This window comes from Fibrobacter sp. UWB7 (assembly GCF_900142945.1).
GTDB lineage: Bacteria > Fibrobacterota > Fibrobacteria > Fibrobacterales > Fibrobacteraceae > Fibrobacter.
This window is the reverse complement of sequence record NZ_FRCO01000001.1, coordinates 1003279-1018896: the sequence shown is the minus strand read 5'-3', so window position 1 is coordinate 1018896 and position 15618 is coordinate 1003279. Positions and strand designations below refer to the sequence as shown.

13 protein-coding genes are annotated in these 15618 nt (G+C 43.7%); 1 reads left to right on the top strand and 12 read right to left on the bottom strand.

Annotation, left to right across the window (positions count from 1 at the left end; translation table 11 throughout):
* Positions 1-216: 216 nt before the first annotated feature.
* The 6 genes from BUC30_RS04210 to BUC30_RS04185 all read right to left on the bottom strand — a co-directional run bounded on the left by BUC30_RS04210 (position 217) and on the right by BUC30_RS04185 (position 6500).
* Positions 217-1293 (bottom strand): NAD-dependent epimerase/dehydratase family protein, encoded by a 1077-nt coding sequence (locus BUC30_RS04210; RefSeq protein ID WP_073423665.1) that lies wholly within the window; start codon positions 1291-1293, stop codon positions 217-219.
* Between the two features lie 9 nt (positions 1294-1302).
* A complete protein-coding gene (locus tag BUC30_RS04205) occupies positions 1303-2622 on the bottom strand; it encodes a UDP-glucose dehydrogenase family protein (RefSeq protein WP_073423664.1) in 1320 nt (439 codons plus the stop codon).
* A gap of 148 nt (positions 2623-2770) precedes the next feature.
* Entirely contained in the window at positions 2771-3211 is a 441-nt protein-coding gene (locus BUC30_RS04200) for a hypothetical protein (protein ID WP_073423663.1), read from the bottom strand.
* 160 nt (positions 3212-3371) lie between these two features.
* On the bottom strand, positions 3372-4715 hold the full coding sequence (locus BUC30_RS04195) for a Na+/H+ antiporter NhaC family protein (RefSeq protein ID WP_083555491.1): 1344 nt from the start codon (positions 4713-4715) through the stop codon (positions 3372-3374).
* 19 nt (positions 4716-4734) lie between these two features.
* Positions 4735-6159, bottom strand: coding sequence for an RNA-binding domain-containing protein (locus tag BUC30_RS04190; RefSeq protein ID WP_073423662.1), 1425 nt, complete (start codon positions 6157-6159; stop codon positions 4735-4737).
* Positions 6159-6500, bottom strand: coding sequence for a hypothetical protein (locus BUC30_RS04185; protein ID WP_073423661.1), 342 nt, complete (start codon positions 6498-6500; stop codon positions 6159-6161). Before BUC30_RS04185 ends, BUC30_RS04190 begins: the two co-directional genes overlap by 1 nt.
* Positions 6501-6906: 406 nt before the next feature.
* Between BUC30_RS04185 and BUC30_RS04180 the strand changes: the two genes are divergently transcribed.
* Positions 6907-7374, top strand: a complete 468-nt coding sequence (locus tag BUC30_RS04180; protein WP_073423660.1) for a hypothetical protein — start codon at positions 6907-6909, stop codon at positions 7372-7374.
* A 39-nt stretch (positions 7375-7413) separates the two neighbouring features.
* Here the strand turns inward: BUC30_RS04180 and BUC30_RS04175 are convergent, their stop codons facing one another.
* The 6 genes from BUC30_RS04175 to BUC30_RS04150 form a co-directional block, all read right to left on the bottom strand.
* Complete coding sequence (locus BUC30_RS04175) at positions 7414-9642, bottom strand: LlaJI family restriction endonuclease (protein ID WP_073423659.1); 2229 nt, start codon at positions 9640-9642, stop codon at positions 7414-7416.
* A 21-nt stretch (positions 9643-9663) separates the two neighbouring features.
* The gene (locus BUC30_RS04170; protein ID WP_073423658.1) at positions 9664-11304 is read right to left on the bottom strand and encodes an AAA family ATPase; all 1641 of its coding nucleotides are present in this window, start codon (positions 11302-11304) and stop codon (positions 9664-9666) included.
* A gap of 16 nt (positions 11305-11320) precedes the next feature.
* Complete coding sequence (locus BUC30_RS04165) at positions 11321-11707, bottom strand: hypothetical protein (RefSeq protein ID WP_073423657.1); 387 nt, start codon at positions 11705-11707, stop codon at positions 11321-11323.
* Between the two features lie 11 nt (positions 11708-11718).
* Positions 11719-12453, bottom strand: a complete 735-nt coding sequence (locus tag BUC30_RS04160; protein WP_073423656.1) for a hypothetical protein — start codon at positions 12451-12453, stop codon at positions 11719-11721.
* Positions 12446-13711, bottom strand: a complete 1266-nt coding sequence (locus BUC30_RS04155) for a DNA cytosine methyltransferase (RefSeq protein ID WP_083555489.1) — start codon at positions 13709-13711, stop codon at positions 12446-12448. Before BUC30_RS04155 ends, BUC30_RS04160 begins: the two co-directional genes overlap by 8 nt.
* A 195-nt stretch (positions 13712-13906) precedes the next feature.
* Complete coding sequence (locus BUC30_RS04150; RefSeq protein ID WP_073423654.1) at positions 13907-15616, bottom strand: nuclease-related domain-containing DEAD/DEAH box helicase; 1710 nt, start codon at positions 15614-15616, stop codon at positions 13907-13909.
* Positions 15617-15618 lie beyond the last annotated feature (2 nt).

The window sequence follows — 15618 nt, the reverse complement described above, 5'->3', positions numbered from 1 at the left end:
AATAGGTCAACTCTCAATTGAGATCGTAAAAGTAGAAAATTTCACTGTTTACGTTTTACATTTTTTTTATTTCCTTATAATATACTCTCGCTTTGTCTTATGATTTCTTTGATAAATCTTTTTTTTTTGAGGTTTTTCTAATGTTTAATAGAAAAAAGCCGCCAATTTCAGATTGAAAGTGACGGCTTGATTGTTCTGTAAAAAGAACTTTAATTATTATTCTACTTTTCCGTAATACCCTGCGTACCATTCTGCAAACTTTCTTAAACCTTCGCGGAGAGGTGTTGCGGGTTTGAAACCGAAATCATTCTCCAGGGCGGTCGTGTCGGCATAGGTCACGGGCACGTCGCCGGGCTGCATGGGCACGAGTTCCTTGTGCGCCTCGAAGTCGTAATCGGCGGGGAGAACTTTCGCACGGACGAGTTCTTCTTGGAGTATCGTCACGAAGTCGAGCAGGTTTTCCGGGTGGTTATTGCCGATGTTGTAGACCTTGTACGGCGGGAGTGGGAGACCGTCTTCGCCGCTTCGCTTTTCGGGAGCGTGCTGCATCACGCGCACAACGCCTTCGACAATGTCATCGACGAACGTGAAGTCGCGCTTGCACTTGCCGTAGTTGAAAATCTGGATGGTCTTGCCAGCCTTGAGCTTGTTGGTGAAGCCGAAGTAGGCCATGTCGGGGCGGCCAGCGGGTCCGTAGACGGTGAAGAAGCGGAGTCCCGTGCTGGGGATGTTGTAGAGCTTGCTGTAGGCGTGCGCCATGAGTTCGTTGCTCTTCTTGGTGGCGGCGTACAGCGAGACCGGGTTATCGACCTTGTCGTCGGTGGAATACGGAATCTTCTTGTTGCTGCCGTACACGCTGGAGGAGCTCGCGTACACGAGGTGTTCGACCTCATTGTGGCGACATGCTTCCAGGATGTTGTAGAAACCGATGAGGTTGCTCTGGATGTAGGCATCCGGGTTCGTGATGGAATAGCGGACACCGGCCTGGGCGGCGAGGTTCACGACGACGGCAAAGTGGTATTTCTCGAACAGGCTGTCGATTGCAGCCTTGTCGGCGAGGTTCGCTTTTACGAATGTCCACTTCTTGCCGGTTGATGTCGCGAGATCCTCGATTTCCTTGAGGCGCTCGTGCTTGATGTTCACGTCATAGTAGTCGGTGATGGAATCGAGTCCGACGAGTTCGGAACAGTTGTAGTCGTTAAGCAACTTCTTGCAGAGGTTGCAGCCGATAAATCCTGCCGCACCCGTAACAAGGACGGCCTTTCCATTGAGGATAACGTTTTTATCAAGCATGGCTATTCCTTAGCAACCGATGGCGCTGTATTCGAATCCGGCGTCGGCAAGTTCCTTCGCGTCGTAGATGTTGCGGCCGTCGATGATGAGGGCGTTCTTCATGGACTTCTTCATCACGCCGAAACTCGGCATGCGGAACTGCTTCCATTCGGTCACGAGGAGGAGTGCGTCGGCATCGAGCAATGCTTCGTACATGTCGTTGCAGTAAGTGACGATGTCACCCACGCGGCGCTTGCATTCGTTCATGGCAACCGGGTCATAGACTCGAACTATAGCGCCAGCCTTGGAGAGCTTGTCGATAAGCACGAGTGCGGTCGCTTCGCGCATGTCGTCCGTTTCCGGCTTGAAGGCGAGCCCCCACATGGCAATCGTCTTGCCCTTGAGGTTGGCTTCGCCGCCGAAACGCTTTGCGAGTTTGTTGAAAAGGACTGTCTTCTGGTATTCATTGACTTCTTCGACAGCCTTGAGAACGCCCATCTTGTAGCCGTTCTTTTCGGCGGTCTTGATGAGTGCCTTCACGTCCTTCGGGAAGCAGCTTCCACCGTAGCCGCAGCCCGGGTAGAGGAACTTTGAGCCGATACGGGTGTCACTGCCGATGCCCTTACGGACCATGTTTACGTCGGCGCCTACGAGTTCGCAGAGGTTTGCGATGTCGTTCATGAAGCTGATGCGGGTCGCAAGCATGGAGTTTGCGGCGTACTTGATCATTTCGGCACTCGGGATGTCCGTGAAAATCACGCGGAAGTTGTTGAGCATCATCGGGCGGTAGAGGCGGGTCATGAGTTCCTTGGCCTGTTCGCTTTCGACACCCACGACAACGCGGTCGGGCTTCATGAAGTCCGTGATGGCGGAGCCTTCCTTCAAGAATTCCGGGTTGCTGGCCACGTCGAACGGGACGTTCACGCCACGCTTGTCGAGCTCTTCCTGGATGGCGGCCTTGACCTTCTTGGCGGTGCCGACAGGGACTGTAGACTTGGTCACGAGAACGGTGTACTTCTTGATGTTCTGGCCGAACGTGCGGGCCACTGCGAGCACATACTGTAAGTCGGCGGAACCGTCTTCGTCCGGAGGCGTACCCACGGCGCTAAAGACCATTTCGACATTGTCGAGAACGCTGGCGAGGTCGGTTGTGAAGTTGAGACGGCCTTCGCGCTGGTTCCTGAGCACCATTTCATCGAGACCCGGTTCGTATATAGGAATTTCACCCTTCTGGAGAGATTCAATCTTGGCCTGGTTCACATCAACGCAAGTCACATTGACGCCCATTTCGGCAAAACATGTACCGCTAACAAGTCCAACGTAACCGGTACCGACGATAGCAATATTCATAAGAATTCCTTGATGAAATATCTGTGTTTGTTTAATCGACGGGAAATGTAATAAAATTATAAAGAATTGTTAACTGTTTTGACTTTGTACAAGGCTATGAAAGGGCTATAAAAAACGCTGCCCCGCAGGGCAGCGCTGATGCGTGAGCTCAGTTCTCTCCATTTCGTATTTCTGTTTGCTCACGATCCATAGTGTATGTCAGGTATTCTTTGAAATCGCGGTCAATCTGTGCGATGTCAAAATCTTCAATGTCGTCGATCAAAATACCGGTACCCATTGGATTGTCGTGCCAATCTAATAACGGGATTTCGTCAAAAATAATGACCTTGTCCTGCGCCTTGGCGACATATTCAACTTTTGATTTATCGACCCAGCCCATTCCGCATCGCCCTTTGACGAGGACTTTAGTTTCGGCTTCTTTGACAATTGTCAGTTCGTCATTGAATTCTGCTGTGCAGACAACTTCGCCACCGTCCTTTGCGTTGGTGACTTCGATGTTGCCCAGTTTCGATTTGACTATTCGTGCTGCGAACGATGTTGTGACCATAAACGCAAGCATTACAGCTGTTATGAATTTTAAGGTTTTCATGATTTCCTCCTAGTTTATTCTGAGACGTTTGTCTGCCTCAATTGTAAACTACAAAGTAACGTATATGAGGAGTAGTTGTGGGGTAGTCTAAATTGGAATATGAAAAAAAATCCCCGTTAGTAGCGGGGACTATTGGTGAATAATTTTATTTGTAGTTAGGTTAATGTTTGTTCTTGCGCGGAGAAATTGCAATGAATATGAGTACGCTGACAAGCAGTAAGAACGGATAGAACATGTAGGGAATGAGGTCAAACGCGCTGATGTTTGCGTTTGGGATAGCTGTCGAAATGGCGGCGAGCGCTACGAGTATCTGTGCGCCGTAAGGCAAAATTCCTTGCACCACGCAGCTGAAAATATCTAGGAGCGAAGCTGTCTTTTTCGGCGAGATTCTGTATTCATCGCCCATCTGCTTTGCGATAGGGCCCGCCATCACGATGGCGACTGTGTTGTTTGCTGTAGCAATGTCGAGTGCGCTCACCAAGAGGCCAACGCCCACTTGACCGCTGCGGTGTCCCTTGAAAACTTTATGGATAAAGTCTAACAGAGCTGCGAAACCGCCGTGAATGCGAATGAGCCCGCACAAAGCGCTCACCAAAACCGCCACGAGAATTGTCTCGTACATTCCCGAAATGCCGTTTCCGATGTTCTGCAAAAGGCCAATCATATTAAGCGTGCCGGAACCCACCATAATGATGGATGCCGCAACAATGCCAATGAGCAAAACCGCAAAAACATTGATGCCCGTGAGCGCAAGTACCAATACGAGAACATACGGAATAAGTTGTACGAGATTGTAGGAGTTTTCGGCAACCGTATTTGCCGTGGTCACAAACGAAATTGCCGTGATAATGATAATTGCGAGAAGTGCTGCCGGGGCTGCCACCAGAAAGTTCACGCGGAACTTATCCTTCATCTTGCAGCCCTGCGTAGATGTTGCCGCAATCGTCGTATCCGAAATAAAGCTCAAGTTGTCGCCAAACATCGCGCCGCCAATCACCGTTGCTATGCAGAACGGAACGCCAAAGCCCGCCATCTGTGCGACCTCAACCGCAATCGGGGAGACCACTGCAATTGTGCCAACAGACGTACCCATCGCCGTAGAGACAAACGCCGCGACAACGAACAGCACTACCACCGCGAATTGCGCCGGAATGAAATCCAAGAGTAAGTATGCTGCCGCTGAGGCGCTTGAACGCCCGAGAATCCCTGCGAAAATGCCCGCGCAAAGGAAAATCAGGATCATCAAGAAAATATTGCGGTCGCCAAGTGCGCCTGCCATCACATTCATCTTGTGGTCAAAATTCAGCTTGCGATTCTGCACGCATGCCACGAAAATCGCCACTAAGAATGCCGCGACAATCGGGATGTTGTAAAATCCCATCGGGATCTTGAGAACATATTCAAACGTGATGCCGAGACCCAGATAAAGTACCAGGAACACGGCGATAGGCAAAAGGGCAATCGGGTTGCCCTTGATTTTTTCTTGAGAGTTTTCGTTTTGCATGACGTGAAAGATAGAAAAGTTACTTTCCGCACACCTCCCAATAACCACCACGATCTCCACCGATGCGGGCGATGCGTCCGGTTTTTGTGAGATTTCTCAATTGCCATTTTACACCATCAACAGTTATTCCGCAAATTTCCGACAATTCGGATATAGTCACATTGGGGTTATCCTCCATCGCAGCAAGAATTTTCTGTGTAGTCTTCTGTGTAGTTTTCTGTGTAGTCTTCTGACCACCTATTCCGTTTGCAATCTCTGCATCGAACGAATAGTTTTCGTTCAGCGGTTGGATAATGCGGAATACATCATCTTCGATAAACTCGGGATCAACACCGGAATAAAGACGCCCGTACTTGAACATCTTGCGCGCACCAGACCCGAGCTTTTCCGAATAACCAATATTGCGAAAAAATTTTGCGATTAGTGGATTCTTTGGAAACGGTTCAAGGTTCCTGAGTGTAATCGGCCCGTTGAACCGAGCCCTGTTCGCATTTTCCACATACATCCTGTCCTGTTCTATCACAAATTTTGCTTGGTATGCGCTCGAATATTCACGATGCATCAGCGTATTCACCAACATTTCTCTAGCCACAATGTTTCGCAGCGACTTGCGTTCAGCGCCTTCCACATAGAATTTATCGGGCAAATGCAGCGTTGCGAACTTAAACAGTTGCTCAAAACTTTCAACAAGATTTGTCACCACAGTCAAACGGTCATCATACCTATCGACGTTCACCTTGCGGACAAGCGCATCCGTTTGGTAAGCCGGGCTGACATCGCGAATGACTTCATCACGACCAAGAAGCATCACCGCGGCGAGATTAAATCCATTTTTGCCGGTCGCATGGTCCTCGGCGTAAAGGCCCGCGCTTTTCAGCAAATCCATATTCGAAAGTTTTTCCCACAAGTGGCTACCGCCGCCATTGTTCTTCGCCAGAATCCGCACCATCGGCAGCAAGTCCAAGCGCAAGTCCTTCAACTTCACATACGGATACATCCTGCGTTCCGTGTAGATTTCTTGCTTGCGAATATACATCTGCGCGATTTTTGCCGTCGCACTTACCTTTACGTCCGCCTCGTCCATGCGGTCGTAAATCCGTTTCTTGAACGAATGTACTTCACCGCTCGACGGTACGTGTATATGAATCAAGGTTTTCTTGCGGTACTTGAAAATTTCCGGTTCAAGGTAAAGCGTGGGGCTGAACAAGTCTGGATTGCCAATGGCGCTAATAAAATTCTTCACCATGGATGGCGCGGCATTTTCAGGAATGCCGACAACAGTCCCGTTGTCAAGTACTCCTAGGTAAATATCACCGCCGAATCGGTTTGAAAATGAACAAACCGTCTCGAAGGTATCCATTTCAATAGTACCGCCAGCCCGTTTGAATTCTATGGCCGCAGTTTCCCCTATCTTCAAAGCGTTCTCGAATTTTACAAGATCCATTACGTGACCTCCTTATCTGCAGACTCATCATCATCTTCGGCGATTCTGAGCTCTTCTTCGTACATTTCCTTATGCGGAGCATATTCGTCCGGAATAACATACGACAGGTATTGCAAAAAATTCCTGTAATCCTCTTTCGCGAACTCGCTACCCATGCCAGAAACGCCTTCAAGTACGATATCTGAATAGCGGTCTAGTACATGGAGATTCCGTTCATGGCGGAACATCAATCTGTACATCATTGCTGCTTGATCCTGTTGCTGGCTCATAAGTTCATTAAGCCCCGCTATTGATTCCAAGAGTTCCTTTGGCAACTCAAATTCTTCTTTGTTTTCTGCCATAATAGCCTCCATGTGGTCACGACTTGTGACCGGTTGATGTTAGAGGCGTCCCCTTATTCCAAAATCACGGAATAAAAAAAACGCACTAAGCCGAGAGCAGCGAAAATAAGCTTGCTTATTTTCATTGCCGAGGCGAATGCGTTAGCGTTATAAAACGAAAACGCGATTCTCCAATTGACAGAGAATCACGTGCTGCATTAATGTACCTAATGTTGAAAATGTTGGCTAGGGGTGTAAGAAAATTTTACAAGATAAATCGCGTTTACTGATTTTTGCCCGCCCCTTATTTCACAGACTCGATACTTCCGTCTATATACGGGTGTCAAAAATGGGTAGCTGACAGGTCGAGTTTGTTATAAACGGCAAACGCATTGATCTTTCCAAAGTTGCAGGCAACGAACGCAGGGTGGAATACGGCATAGTGAGCTACACCGATGCCGAGGGCAATTCTTTGTCTGAGATACTTGGCCTGTACAAGGGTGAGGTCTCATTCGACCAGGTTGACTATACCAAGAATGAATTTGCACTGAAAGGTGTCGAGCTCGGAATACGCAAGAACCCCCTCGTAGGGAAAAAGGGTGAAGTGGACAAATACCGCGCTGCACTGAAAAAGAAACTGTCCGCCGCCATGGACTACTGTCCCGGTTCTGTGCTGGACAAGTTGCACGAATACCCCATTACCGATATGCCCCGTTGGCGACGAAAGCGACTTTTGAACCTTCTTGCCAACATGGGTGAAGACGGAATTGCCGTTTTTGTAAGCTTTGACTTGAACGATGCCGCCCACAGCCAGCTGGAACAGTTCAACGAGGAACAGGATCTCGCCATGATGGTAGAGAACAAGTACGACCCCGAACTAGATGACAGCAAGTAAAATTAGCGGGGCCTACTAAGATGCAGATGCGCAGCTTTATTAGACCGTGGAACGCCAAGGCAAATCGTTCCACTTCATTCGTTGATTGACAAGATTAACTTTGTTTTCCCAGATTTCGTTACAATCAAATACACGCTGAACATATGAGTTCTGTTCCAGAACATGCAAACAAACGAATGTGCCACTAGAATCTGCAACGGAAAGCACAATAAACAAATGAATGTCGGCAGCATCATCACCGAGTGCAAGAAGATATTTGGGAACAGATGTTTGTTGATTTGGAAAAACTTGTTGCTTAGGTAATTCAACAATACCCCCACGTTCAATTCTATTAAGCAATTCTGATGTTGATTCTATTGTAAAAATGTCGGGGTTTAGTTCTCGATCAGCTGCGGCGTCAAGCACCGATTGCGCAGACAATGGCAGACAAATAAATTCATCATTGTCTATTACACGTCTCTTTTCATTTGACGTTGTTTCATTCAATAATTCTTCTGATTCTTTTTCTTCTGCATAAATAATAAATGTCTTTTGGTCATCGTGAACGTCCTCTGGACAGTACATTTTTCCAATCCATCGTCTAAAACGATGGGTCACAAATGCGTTTAGATCAAGACCTTGTGGAATGATTTTATAGAAATTGAATTTCTTGTCCAGTAATAATATAAAGTTCTTTCGGAACTTATCGCGAGCATCGCGCTTGAATTCTTCGCGGAGGGTCGAGCGTTTGGATGTGTATGCATTCAGTACATACAAGAAATTAACGTCATAAATCTGTAGTAGCAAAGTATCACGATCAAAAAGCCGATTTTTGAAATGACGATTGCGAATACTCCACAAATGGTTCATCATGGCTTCTTCTGTTTCCTGCCCATTCTTATCTTTGTATTTCGCCAATTTGACTAATTCATTTTTTTCGTTTCGGGGCTGAAAATAATCAGAAACATATTGCGATTCATTGCTAAATTTCGGAACATCCCCACGAATGAAAAAATTAGGAGTAATATTATAGCCTTCGGTTAAGTCATCACGGTACCGCACACTTCGATGAGCATCTGCATCACGGCTCATTTCTTCAATATATTTGGAACTGAAGAAATTCTGCATCACATTTTTTGCATAGGTAAACTGTTTATATATGGATTTCCCTTTAATGTCTTCAGGATGCTTGTAATATTTGCTATCGCCAATGTGCCAAATTTTATTGGATTCACCACTAGCATACATCAGCGACTTTTCTTTATAGAGGTGGTCAATAATCTTGCCATCATCATTATTTTTCAAATCAGCAAACTCAGGATCACCAATCAGTTCGTCAATCATCGCTTCAAATACGTTATTGAACGAATTGGCAATCAGGTATTCTTGAACATTGTTGTTCTTGTTTTTGTAACAAGCTCCCCATCGGAAGAACGCTTCCATAATGTTGTATAGTTTAAGGAGCCTATCCTCAAAATACTTGTACTTGATTTTCTTGAGTTCGCGCAACCCTCGTTCGTTTTCTAGAAGGCGTTCCACCTCGTTCAGCTTGAGCGGTTGGTAGAACTCGCTTTGCGGCATTGTATAGCCGAATTTATCCTGAATAAATCTCATTGCAGAGAAATACAAGACCAAAAGGCGATCGTCTAAATCAAACACCTTGGCCTTTTTTACAAGGTCCATGTATATCGGCACGCCGTCTTGAATAAACGGAGTTTTTTTATTTACCGTGCGTTGCCAATTTATCTTGTGGTTCCCGCTGTGCTTGTTTTTTGCGACAAAAACGAAAAGGGATTGATTCTTTTTATAGAATAGCTCCATGCTGCTCATAATATCGAGCAGCGTGGCGTAACGGTCATTTTTCTTGAAATTTCGGGATTCCGATTGCGGCGGGGTCGCCACCCCATTATCTTTAGTGCCCTCGCTATTTTTATTGTACTTGTCTATAGCAGAGTATAACCAAAGCGAAATGGACGAGAAAAATTTTCGCTGCTCAACGCTGATACTTTGATCTTCTTCTTTTTGGTTACCGAAGCAATCCTTTCCTTCGGCATCAATATCAATGCCAAATGCTTTTTGCCCATTTTCATCCAAAAACACCTTGGGCAGCACAAAGACGGGTTGACCATTGAAAAAGCAATAGCCGACGCCGTTAATCTTTACGCCATCTTTTGTTGTTTCTGTATTGAAGCCACTCTTGCTACGGTATTTTAAATCACCTTCGCCATGTCCAATGACTTTTTTCAGAAATTTGAAATCGTAGGGATGTTCTTCGAAAAGAAAAATCATGCAACAAGCCTATCGTAATGCTTATTGTGCTGGGTTCGGTTCTTCCGCAGGAGCGGGCTCGGCAGCGGCAGCATTAGCACCCTGTTCACCTTGCTGAGGAGGAGGTGGTGCATTCTGGTCTACAACGTCCAAATTAGACATGATTTTTGCTATACGGTCTTTTTGGTCAACTTCACTTCCTTCAAAAAGCGTTTGGAAGGTCAACGTTTTATCTTGATTCCCTTCAAGTTTGAAATGGAACACCTTTTCTGCGTCTTTATTACCTTCTTCATCTTTGTATACGGAATCCCAAAGGTAGAACAGAACCTTGGAGCGGAATTCCTTATAATCCACAGAATGCTTAATGAAGAATTCGCCCATCTGCTTGTCTTCGCTCTTGGTCACCTTGAAAACATTTTTATTCACTTTTTCCAAAAAATCTAGCCACTTGTACTTTTTGTCGCCTACTTCTATATCAAAATCAGCATTCGGATGGTCATAGTCTATCGGCACGTATTCCCAGTCAAAACGGCGTTTGAACGCACTGTCCATGGGGAACAGCGATTGGTCGCTGGTGTTCATCGTGGCGAGAATATTCAGATTCGGCGGGAGAGCAATTTTGCAGAAATCATCATCTGCACGTTCTTCGCCTTGTTCTGAACTATCCCATTCTTGAATTTTATTTTTATAATCATTCCAATAATTAGCTATTGCATCTTCCGATTGCTTTACATTAGATAATTGTTCTTTGATGTAGCTTGCAAAGTCAGAATCAACATCAATAGGATAATCAGAGTGTCCTTCTTTACGATCAAGCAGCTGGAAAATGTCTCCAAAAATTTGAGCACAGTTTCCACGGTTGATTTCTTCAATAACTAAATAAACTTTTTCTGCATTAGGAGCGGCATGTACCTTTAAGTACTCTGTCCAAGCCTTCACATACGCCTTTGCGAAAAGCTGCGGCACAAATTCATAGGTAATTTCAGTTTTATTTTGATTGGCAACATTTTGAACGCCCTCAGCAGTTTCTTCTTCATGCTGGGAACCTACTTGAAAAGCTCTTGGTTTATACGTACCTACAAACTGAGCGTAATCATAATCAGGATGGAATGTTGTGCGGAATTTACGTCTTTTGTCAATAGAGCTTAGCCCATATCGACCACCATCTGCATCTTTAAATAAATCGTTTTCTATTTTATTTGATTTACCTGTACCTGGTGCACCGTAATATATAATTTGAAATAAATCAATATTTTCGACCAACTCAGGCGCTTCTTGATCATGGTTTTCCTCAGAAGCTGCGTTCACTTCTACTTCTATGTCATCCGGCGGGAAAGTATTTTCTAATGAGATTACGGCATGTCTATCCGCGGCTTGTTCATATAAAGTTCCGCAAAAAACATATCCATCATTTCCTTGACGAACAACAGATAATTTATAATCGGTCCGACGTTTGACGATAACAATGAAATCATTCCTATGGATTTCTCCGCACAAACGTCTAAAGTCACCGCCAAAGCGCAAATCTGTCGCATTGTTTACCGTGACAGCGCCTTCATCACCATTGGCATTAACAAAATTCATGGTTTGTTGGCTCTCAAAGAATCTCGCGAAGATATCTGCAGTTAAGCTGACTTCGTGATCTTCATCATGAGGAAAAACTTTTCTTATGTAGGCGTTCATTGCTTTTTTCCTTTCGTTAGTGATGATAGATTAAATTATAGTTGCCTTCAGCCATTTCACTTAATATTGCATGCCTTTCCATTCCATGAAAGCAAGCCGCATATTGAGCGTATCTTTGTGAATTTGGCTTAATTAAACTCATTTGGTAAAGACCATTACCCAATGACTTTATCACTAGTAAATCGTCGACTTGATAATGTAATCGACGGCATATTTCTTTAAATTGGCCGCCAAGTCTTTTGTCTGTTGGGTACCGAACATTTACTTCATATCGACAGACATCATCTCCGTGAACAGTAAATGAGAGAATTTCACGTTCATGAAAGAAATGTTCATAGACATATTGATCAATGCTTACTTGATGAGTCACATCGTGTTCAAAAACTTTTCTCACATAAATCATAAGCCGGCCCTTTATTTAGTCAAAAAATCGCTCCATTGCTTCGCCATGGCCTTCGCAAACCCAGGAAAAGTTTTGCTTCTTAAAGTTCGCCGTTCAGCATCCGTTTTCGCCTTGGTTAGTGCATCGGAATACCATTTTGGCAAAGTTTTACCACTAGACAAAACAACTCTTTCACCAGGATCAACAACTTTCGTTTTTTTCAAGACGGGCAAATTTTTCAACCAAAGACATGTAGCCTTAGACGCGGAATCTCCAAACCAATATGGCTGCACAGTTTGGTCCGGTTTTCTAAACCGTTTACTCATAATGCCAACAGGATTTTCCACAGCAATATGTTCAACATCAGCATTTGCCAACGCCAAGAAGAACGCCGCACCATCTTCACGATCTTTCGCTCTATTCGGAAATCTTGGATGCGGTCGTCTCTGCTCTACAGGCAAATTTTTATCTTCGGGATGATAATACCATCTCGCCCCACTTACCGCAAGAAACGTGCAAGGCGGATGTGCAATCATCAAATCCCATTTTTGTCCTTTAGGCAACTTATACGTTTTGCCGTTCTGCAATGTTCCTTTTCCATCTCGAATCAAAGCAAGAACATCTTGATTAAAATGCCATTCAGGGTGTCCACCACTACAATCCAACAAATCGCAACTAAATGCATTATGGCCAAGCTTACGAAATTCCTTACATACAGCCTGGCTCTCTTCACATGCAATCAAGACATTCAAAATTTTTTTAGCCATCATTCACCTCAGAATTTACGGCTTCGCACATAGCCTCAGCAATCCCTTTCGCAAATAAAACCGGCACAGCATTGCCAATCATCTTGTAGCAATACGGATTCGATCCAAGGAAACAATAATCCTTGGGAAAAGACTGAAGCAAAGCCGCTTCACGAATAGTTATTGTACGCAGTTGATCTATATCGGGATGAATAAACATATACCCATCTTTTTGCAAATGCGCGACAACTGTTGGAGAGGGTTTGTCCCATTCAAGATTTCGATACTTGATATGATTAGACGAATGTCCTGTTATTTTGGTATAAAACGCTTTCTTTTCCTCTTGTGAGAAAAAATTCATGCCTTTTGATAGCCACTCATAAAAAAGCTTCTGATCCCTCTTACCATTATATCTAGGATTATGAAGGTCTACCTTTTTTCCCGAAATCTGACGATGCGAGACCTTTGATCGGCCACAACAATCAACAACATCTAACGGGAGCAACTTGGGTAAATTACCTATGGCATCTCGAACAGTCTTATGTTTGCTAATTCTATGGTCATCAAGAGCCTTATAAAAAGAATCTAATTGAACCTTTGATTTTTTGGGAATCCCGACAATAATAACTCTGTTTCTTTTTTGCGGAACACCAAAATCCTCTGCACAATAAACGGACTTTTTCAGTTCCTCAGGAGACCTTATTTCATAACCAATTTTATCGAATGCCTCGTAAATTCTTTCCTTTACAGGCTTTCCTCCAGGACACGCACTTAGCAGCCCAGGAACATTCTCAAAGACAAAAAATTTCGGTTTATAATGATCGACTATTTTAACAAAGCTTTCAAACAAATAGTTTCTATAGTCATCTTTCATTCCTGTCGGAGATTGGGCTCTACCAGCAATGGAATAGGCTTGGCAGGGCGGCCCGCCAATAATGCAATCAACCTTTTTCTTCCCAATTAATCCGTCAAGTCCAAACTCAATAATAGACGGGTCGTTTTCTTTCTCATAAAGGCGCCTCGTTTCGTCAGACCAACAACCATGAAAAAGCTCTTCCGTCCGTTGGACATCAAATTTCACGACACGTTTTTTCGCATCAGTTTCAGAATGATTCCACTTTTGAACTAGCCTAGATCGCAAGGTATTTACCATCGGGCTTTCCCACTCCACATGGGCAAGACCTTCATATTTCCCTGTTGCAAGAAAACCTTCACTCAATCCACCACATCCTGCAAACAGGTCTATGAACGTGAGTTTCCTTTTCATCAATCGTCCCATCAAGTAATCCTTTTCTTGACTCAAAAATAATAAAAAACCGAACAATTAGACCATATCACAACGATGACCATTCTGACTTTGGTCCTCAGTTCGAATTTTACATCTGTTCACCAACAAATAACGGCTCTTCACCGCACAAATATAAATCGAGCAAGCGTCATTTTATGACATCTTGAAAAAGAACGACTATTTTCATCAATTTTTAAAAGATTCTATTAGCATTTGCTCTCTATCCGCATTTTTGTTTTCGTCATAAAAAACATACAATAACGCTTCCGCACGAGAAATGCCTACATAATTTAACAACCTAGCTTGAGGACTTTTAAAATCATCAACATCCATTAATATAATCACTTTAGCATCAAGCCCTTTGAATGAATGAATTGTCGAAAATCTGATTTCATCCTTTCTAGCCTTCCATAATGGCGACGTTATCTTCAAAGACCAAGGAACTAGATCGAGGTTTTTACCATTTAGGCAATTTTGGGGATTATCCAAAGAATACTTCGACAACAAGACTATATCACATGCAGGGACAGACTTTTCTCGCAATTCATGAAGGACTCCTATAACCTGGTCATATTCACTCTGTAATGACGAATATTTCAAACTCACTGAATCGAGCCCCCCATCAACTAAAGGAGTTCCCTGAGTGGTCACATTCGACACACTTATGTTTGTATCAATAATTTCTCTAGTATTCCGACAATTTTTTGTTAATCTGAACTTTGCTGCATTACAGGATAGTTTCGAAAAACACGATTCAAAAGATTCATTCGCATTAAAGATATTTTGGTTAACATCATAAAAGATCGCCCAATTTCCATTTTGCATTCCAGATTTGATCATCTTATCCATGCACTTCAAATTAGCCGGAATTAACAAATCTTGTCCTTCATCTATAATTAACAGATCGTATGCAAAAGAATTCTTTTGATCCAAAAATTTTTCAGGAAGAATCTGCTTGAAGTATCTATCGGAATTCTCGTTTGCTTCTTTACCGCAGCAGTCTTCCAAATAGGCGTGAAACGTTTTCACGTTAACATCAACATTTTTTTCTGCAAAGCAGTCTTTCACATATTGAGCAATCGATCTATTATAACATAAGTATAGGACATCTTTTCCCTCATAAAAGGATCGTTCCGCCAATTCCATCGCCAAAACAGTCTTTCCAGAACCTGCAGGACCTGAAATCAGCACCCTAGCATTGTCCGACATTTGGTCTAGCACATCAAACTGCTCTTCTGTAAGCGTCGCGATTTTTTTCTCTATTCGGTCTAAATCATTTTTTAAAATTGTAGTGCAACAAAAATCGCCCCTAAGTATACCTGCAGCTTTTTTTATGTCTTCATCGCTCAGATCGTCACGAACGAATCCATACTTATTCCTTGAATTCCAATATTTTATACTCGTGTCTACTATATTTTTTAAACTTATCTCTGACCTTTGATCAAAACAAATGTCCGGAATCACTTCAGGACTTCTATCCTCAAAAATACAACCCGGCATCACAACACAACAAGCATAAGTGCAATTTACAATCGGACTATCTCTGTCAAATACTTTTTTGAGGCTGTTCTGCAAAGAACACATGTTCCCTTGTGCTTGCTGAAACGGGCCTTCATTTTTTTCATTCGTATGTCCGTACCTATTTGTAAAAGACCATCTTCCATTTTTTCGACTAACAATTCCTCCTTTTACTTCAACACAAACAATTCCTTTTCGTGAAATTATAACGAAATCAACCTCACCAAATTTTTTACTTTGATGCTCCGGCAAAGCAAAAGAATGTAATACAACAAAATTCTCATCAGTTTTTTCATCCCGAAATTGGTAAAACAGATCCTTTTCTGCTTCGCTTTTCACTTCATCAGAAATCAAATTATTTGGAATCATTTCAACCATAT

Excerpts from the sequence above, each read along its gene's own strand:
- BUC30_RS04210 (WP_073423665.1), bottom strand. The coding sequence starts at position 1,293 with ATGCTTGATAAAAACGTTATCCTCAATGGAAAGGCCGTCCTTGTTACG.
- BUC30_RS04205 (WP_073423664.1), bottom strand. The coding sequence starts at position 2,622 with ATGAATATTGCTATCGTCGGTACCGGTTACGTTGGACTTGTTAGCGGT.
- BUC30_RS04200 (WP_073423663.1), bottom strand. The coding sequence starts at position 3,211 with ATGAAAACCTTAAAATTCATAACAGCTGTAATGCTTGCGTTTATGGTC.
- BUC30_RS04195 (WP_083555491.1), bottom strand. The coding sequence starts at position 4,715 with ATGCAAAACGAAAACTCTCAAGAAAAAATCAAGGGCAACCCGATTGCC.
- BUC30_RS04190 (WP_073423662.1), bottom strand. The coding sequence starts at position 6,159 with ATGGATCTTGTAAAATTCGAGAACGCTTTGAAGATAGGGGAAACTGCG.
- BUC30_RS04185 (WP_073423661.1), bottom strand. The coding sequence starts at position 6,500 with ATGGCAGAAAACAAAGAAGAATTTGAGTTGCCAAAGGAACTCTTGGAA.
- BUC30_RS04175 (WP_073423659.1), bottom strand. The coding sequence starts at position 9,642 with ATGATTTTTCTTTTCGAAGAACATCCCTACGATTTCAAATTTCTGAAA.
- BUC30_RS04170 (WP_073423658.1), bottom strand. The coding sequence starts at position 11,304 with ATGAACGCCTACATAAGAAAAGTTTTTCCTCATGATGAAGATCACGAA.
- BUC30_RS04165 (WP_073423657.1), bottom strand. The coding sequence starts at position 11,707 with ATGATTTATGTGAGAAAAGTTTTTGAACACGATGTGACTCATCAAGTA.
- BUC30_RS04160 (WP_073423656.1), bottom strand. The coding sequence starts at position 12,453 with ATGGCTAAAAAAATTTTGAATGTCTTGATTGCATGTGAAGAGAGCCAG.
- BUC30_RS04155 (WP_083555489.1), bottom strand. The coding sequence starts at position 13,711 with ATGGGACGATTGATGAAAAGGAAACTCACGTTCATAGACCTGTTTGCA.
- BUC30_RS04150 (WP_073423654.1), bottom strand. The coding sequence starts at position 15,616 with ATGGTTGAAATGATTCCAAATAATTTGATTTCTGATGAAGTGAAAAGC.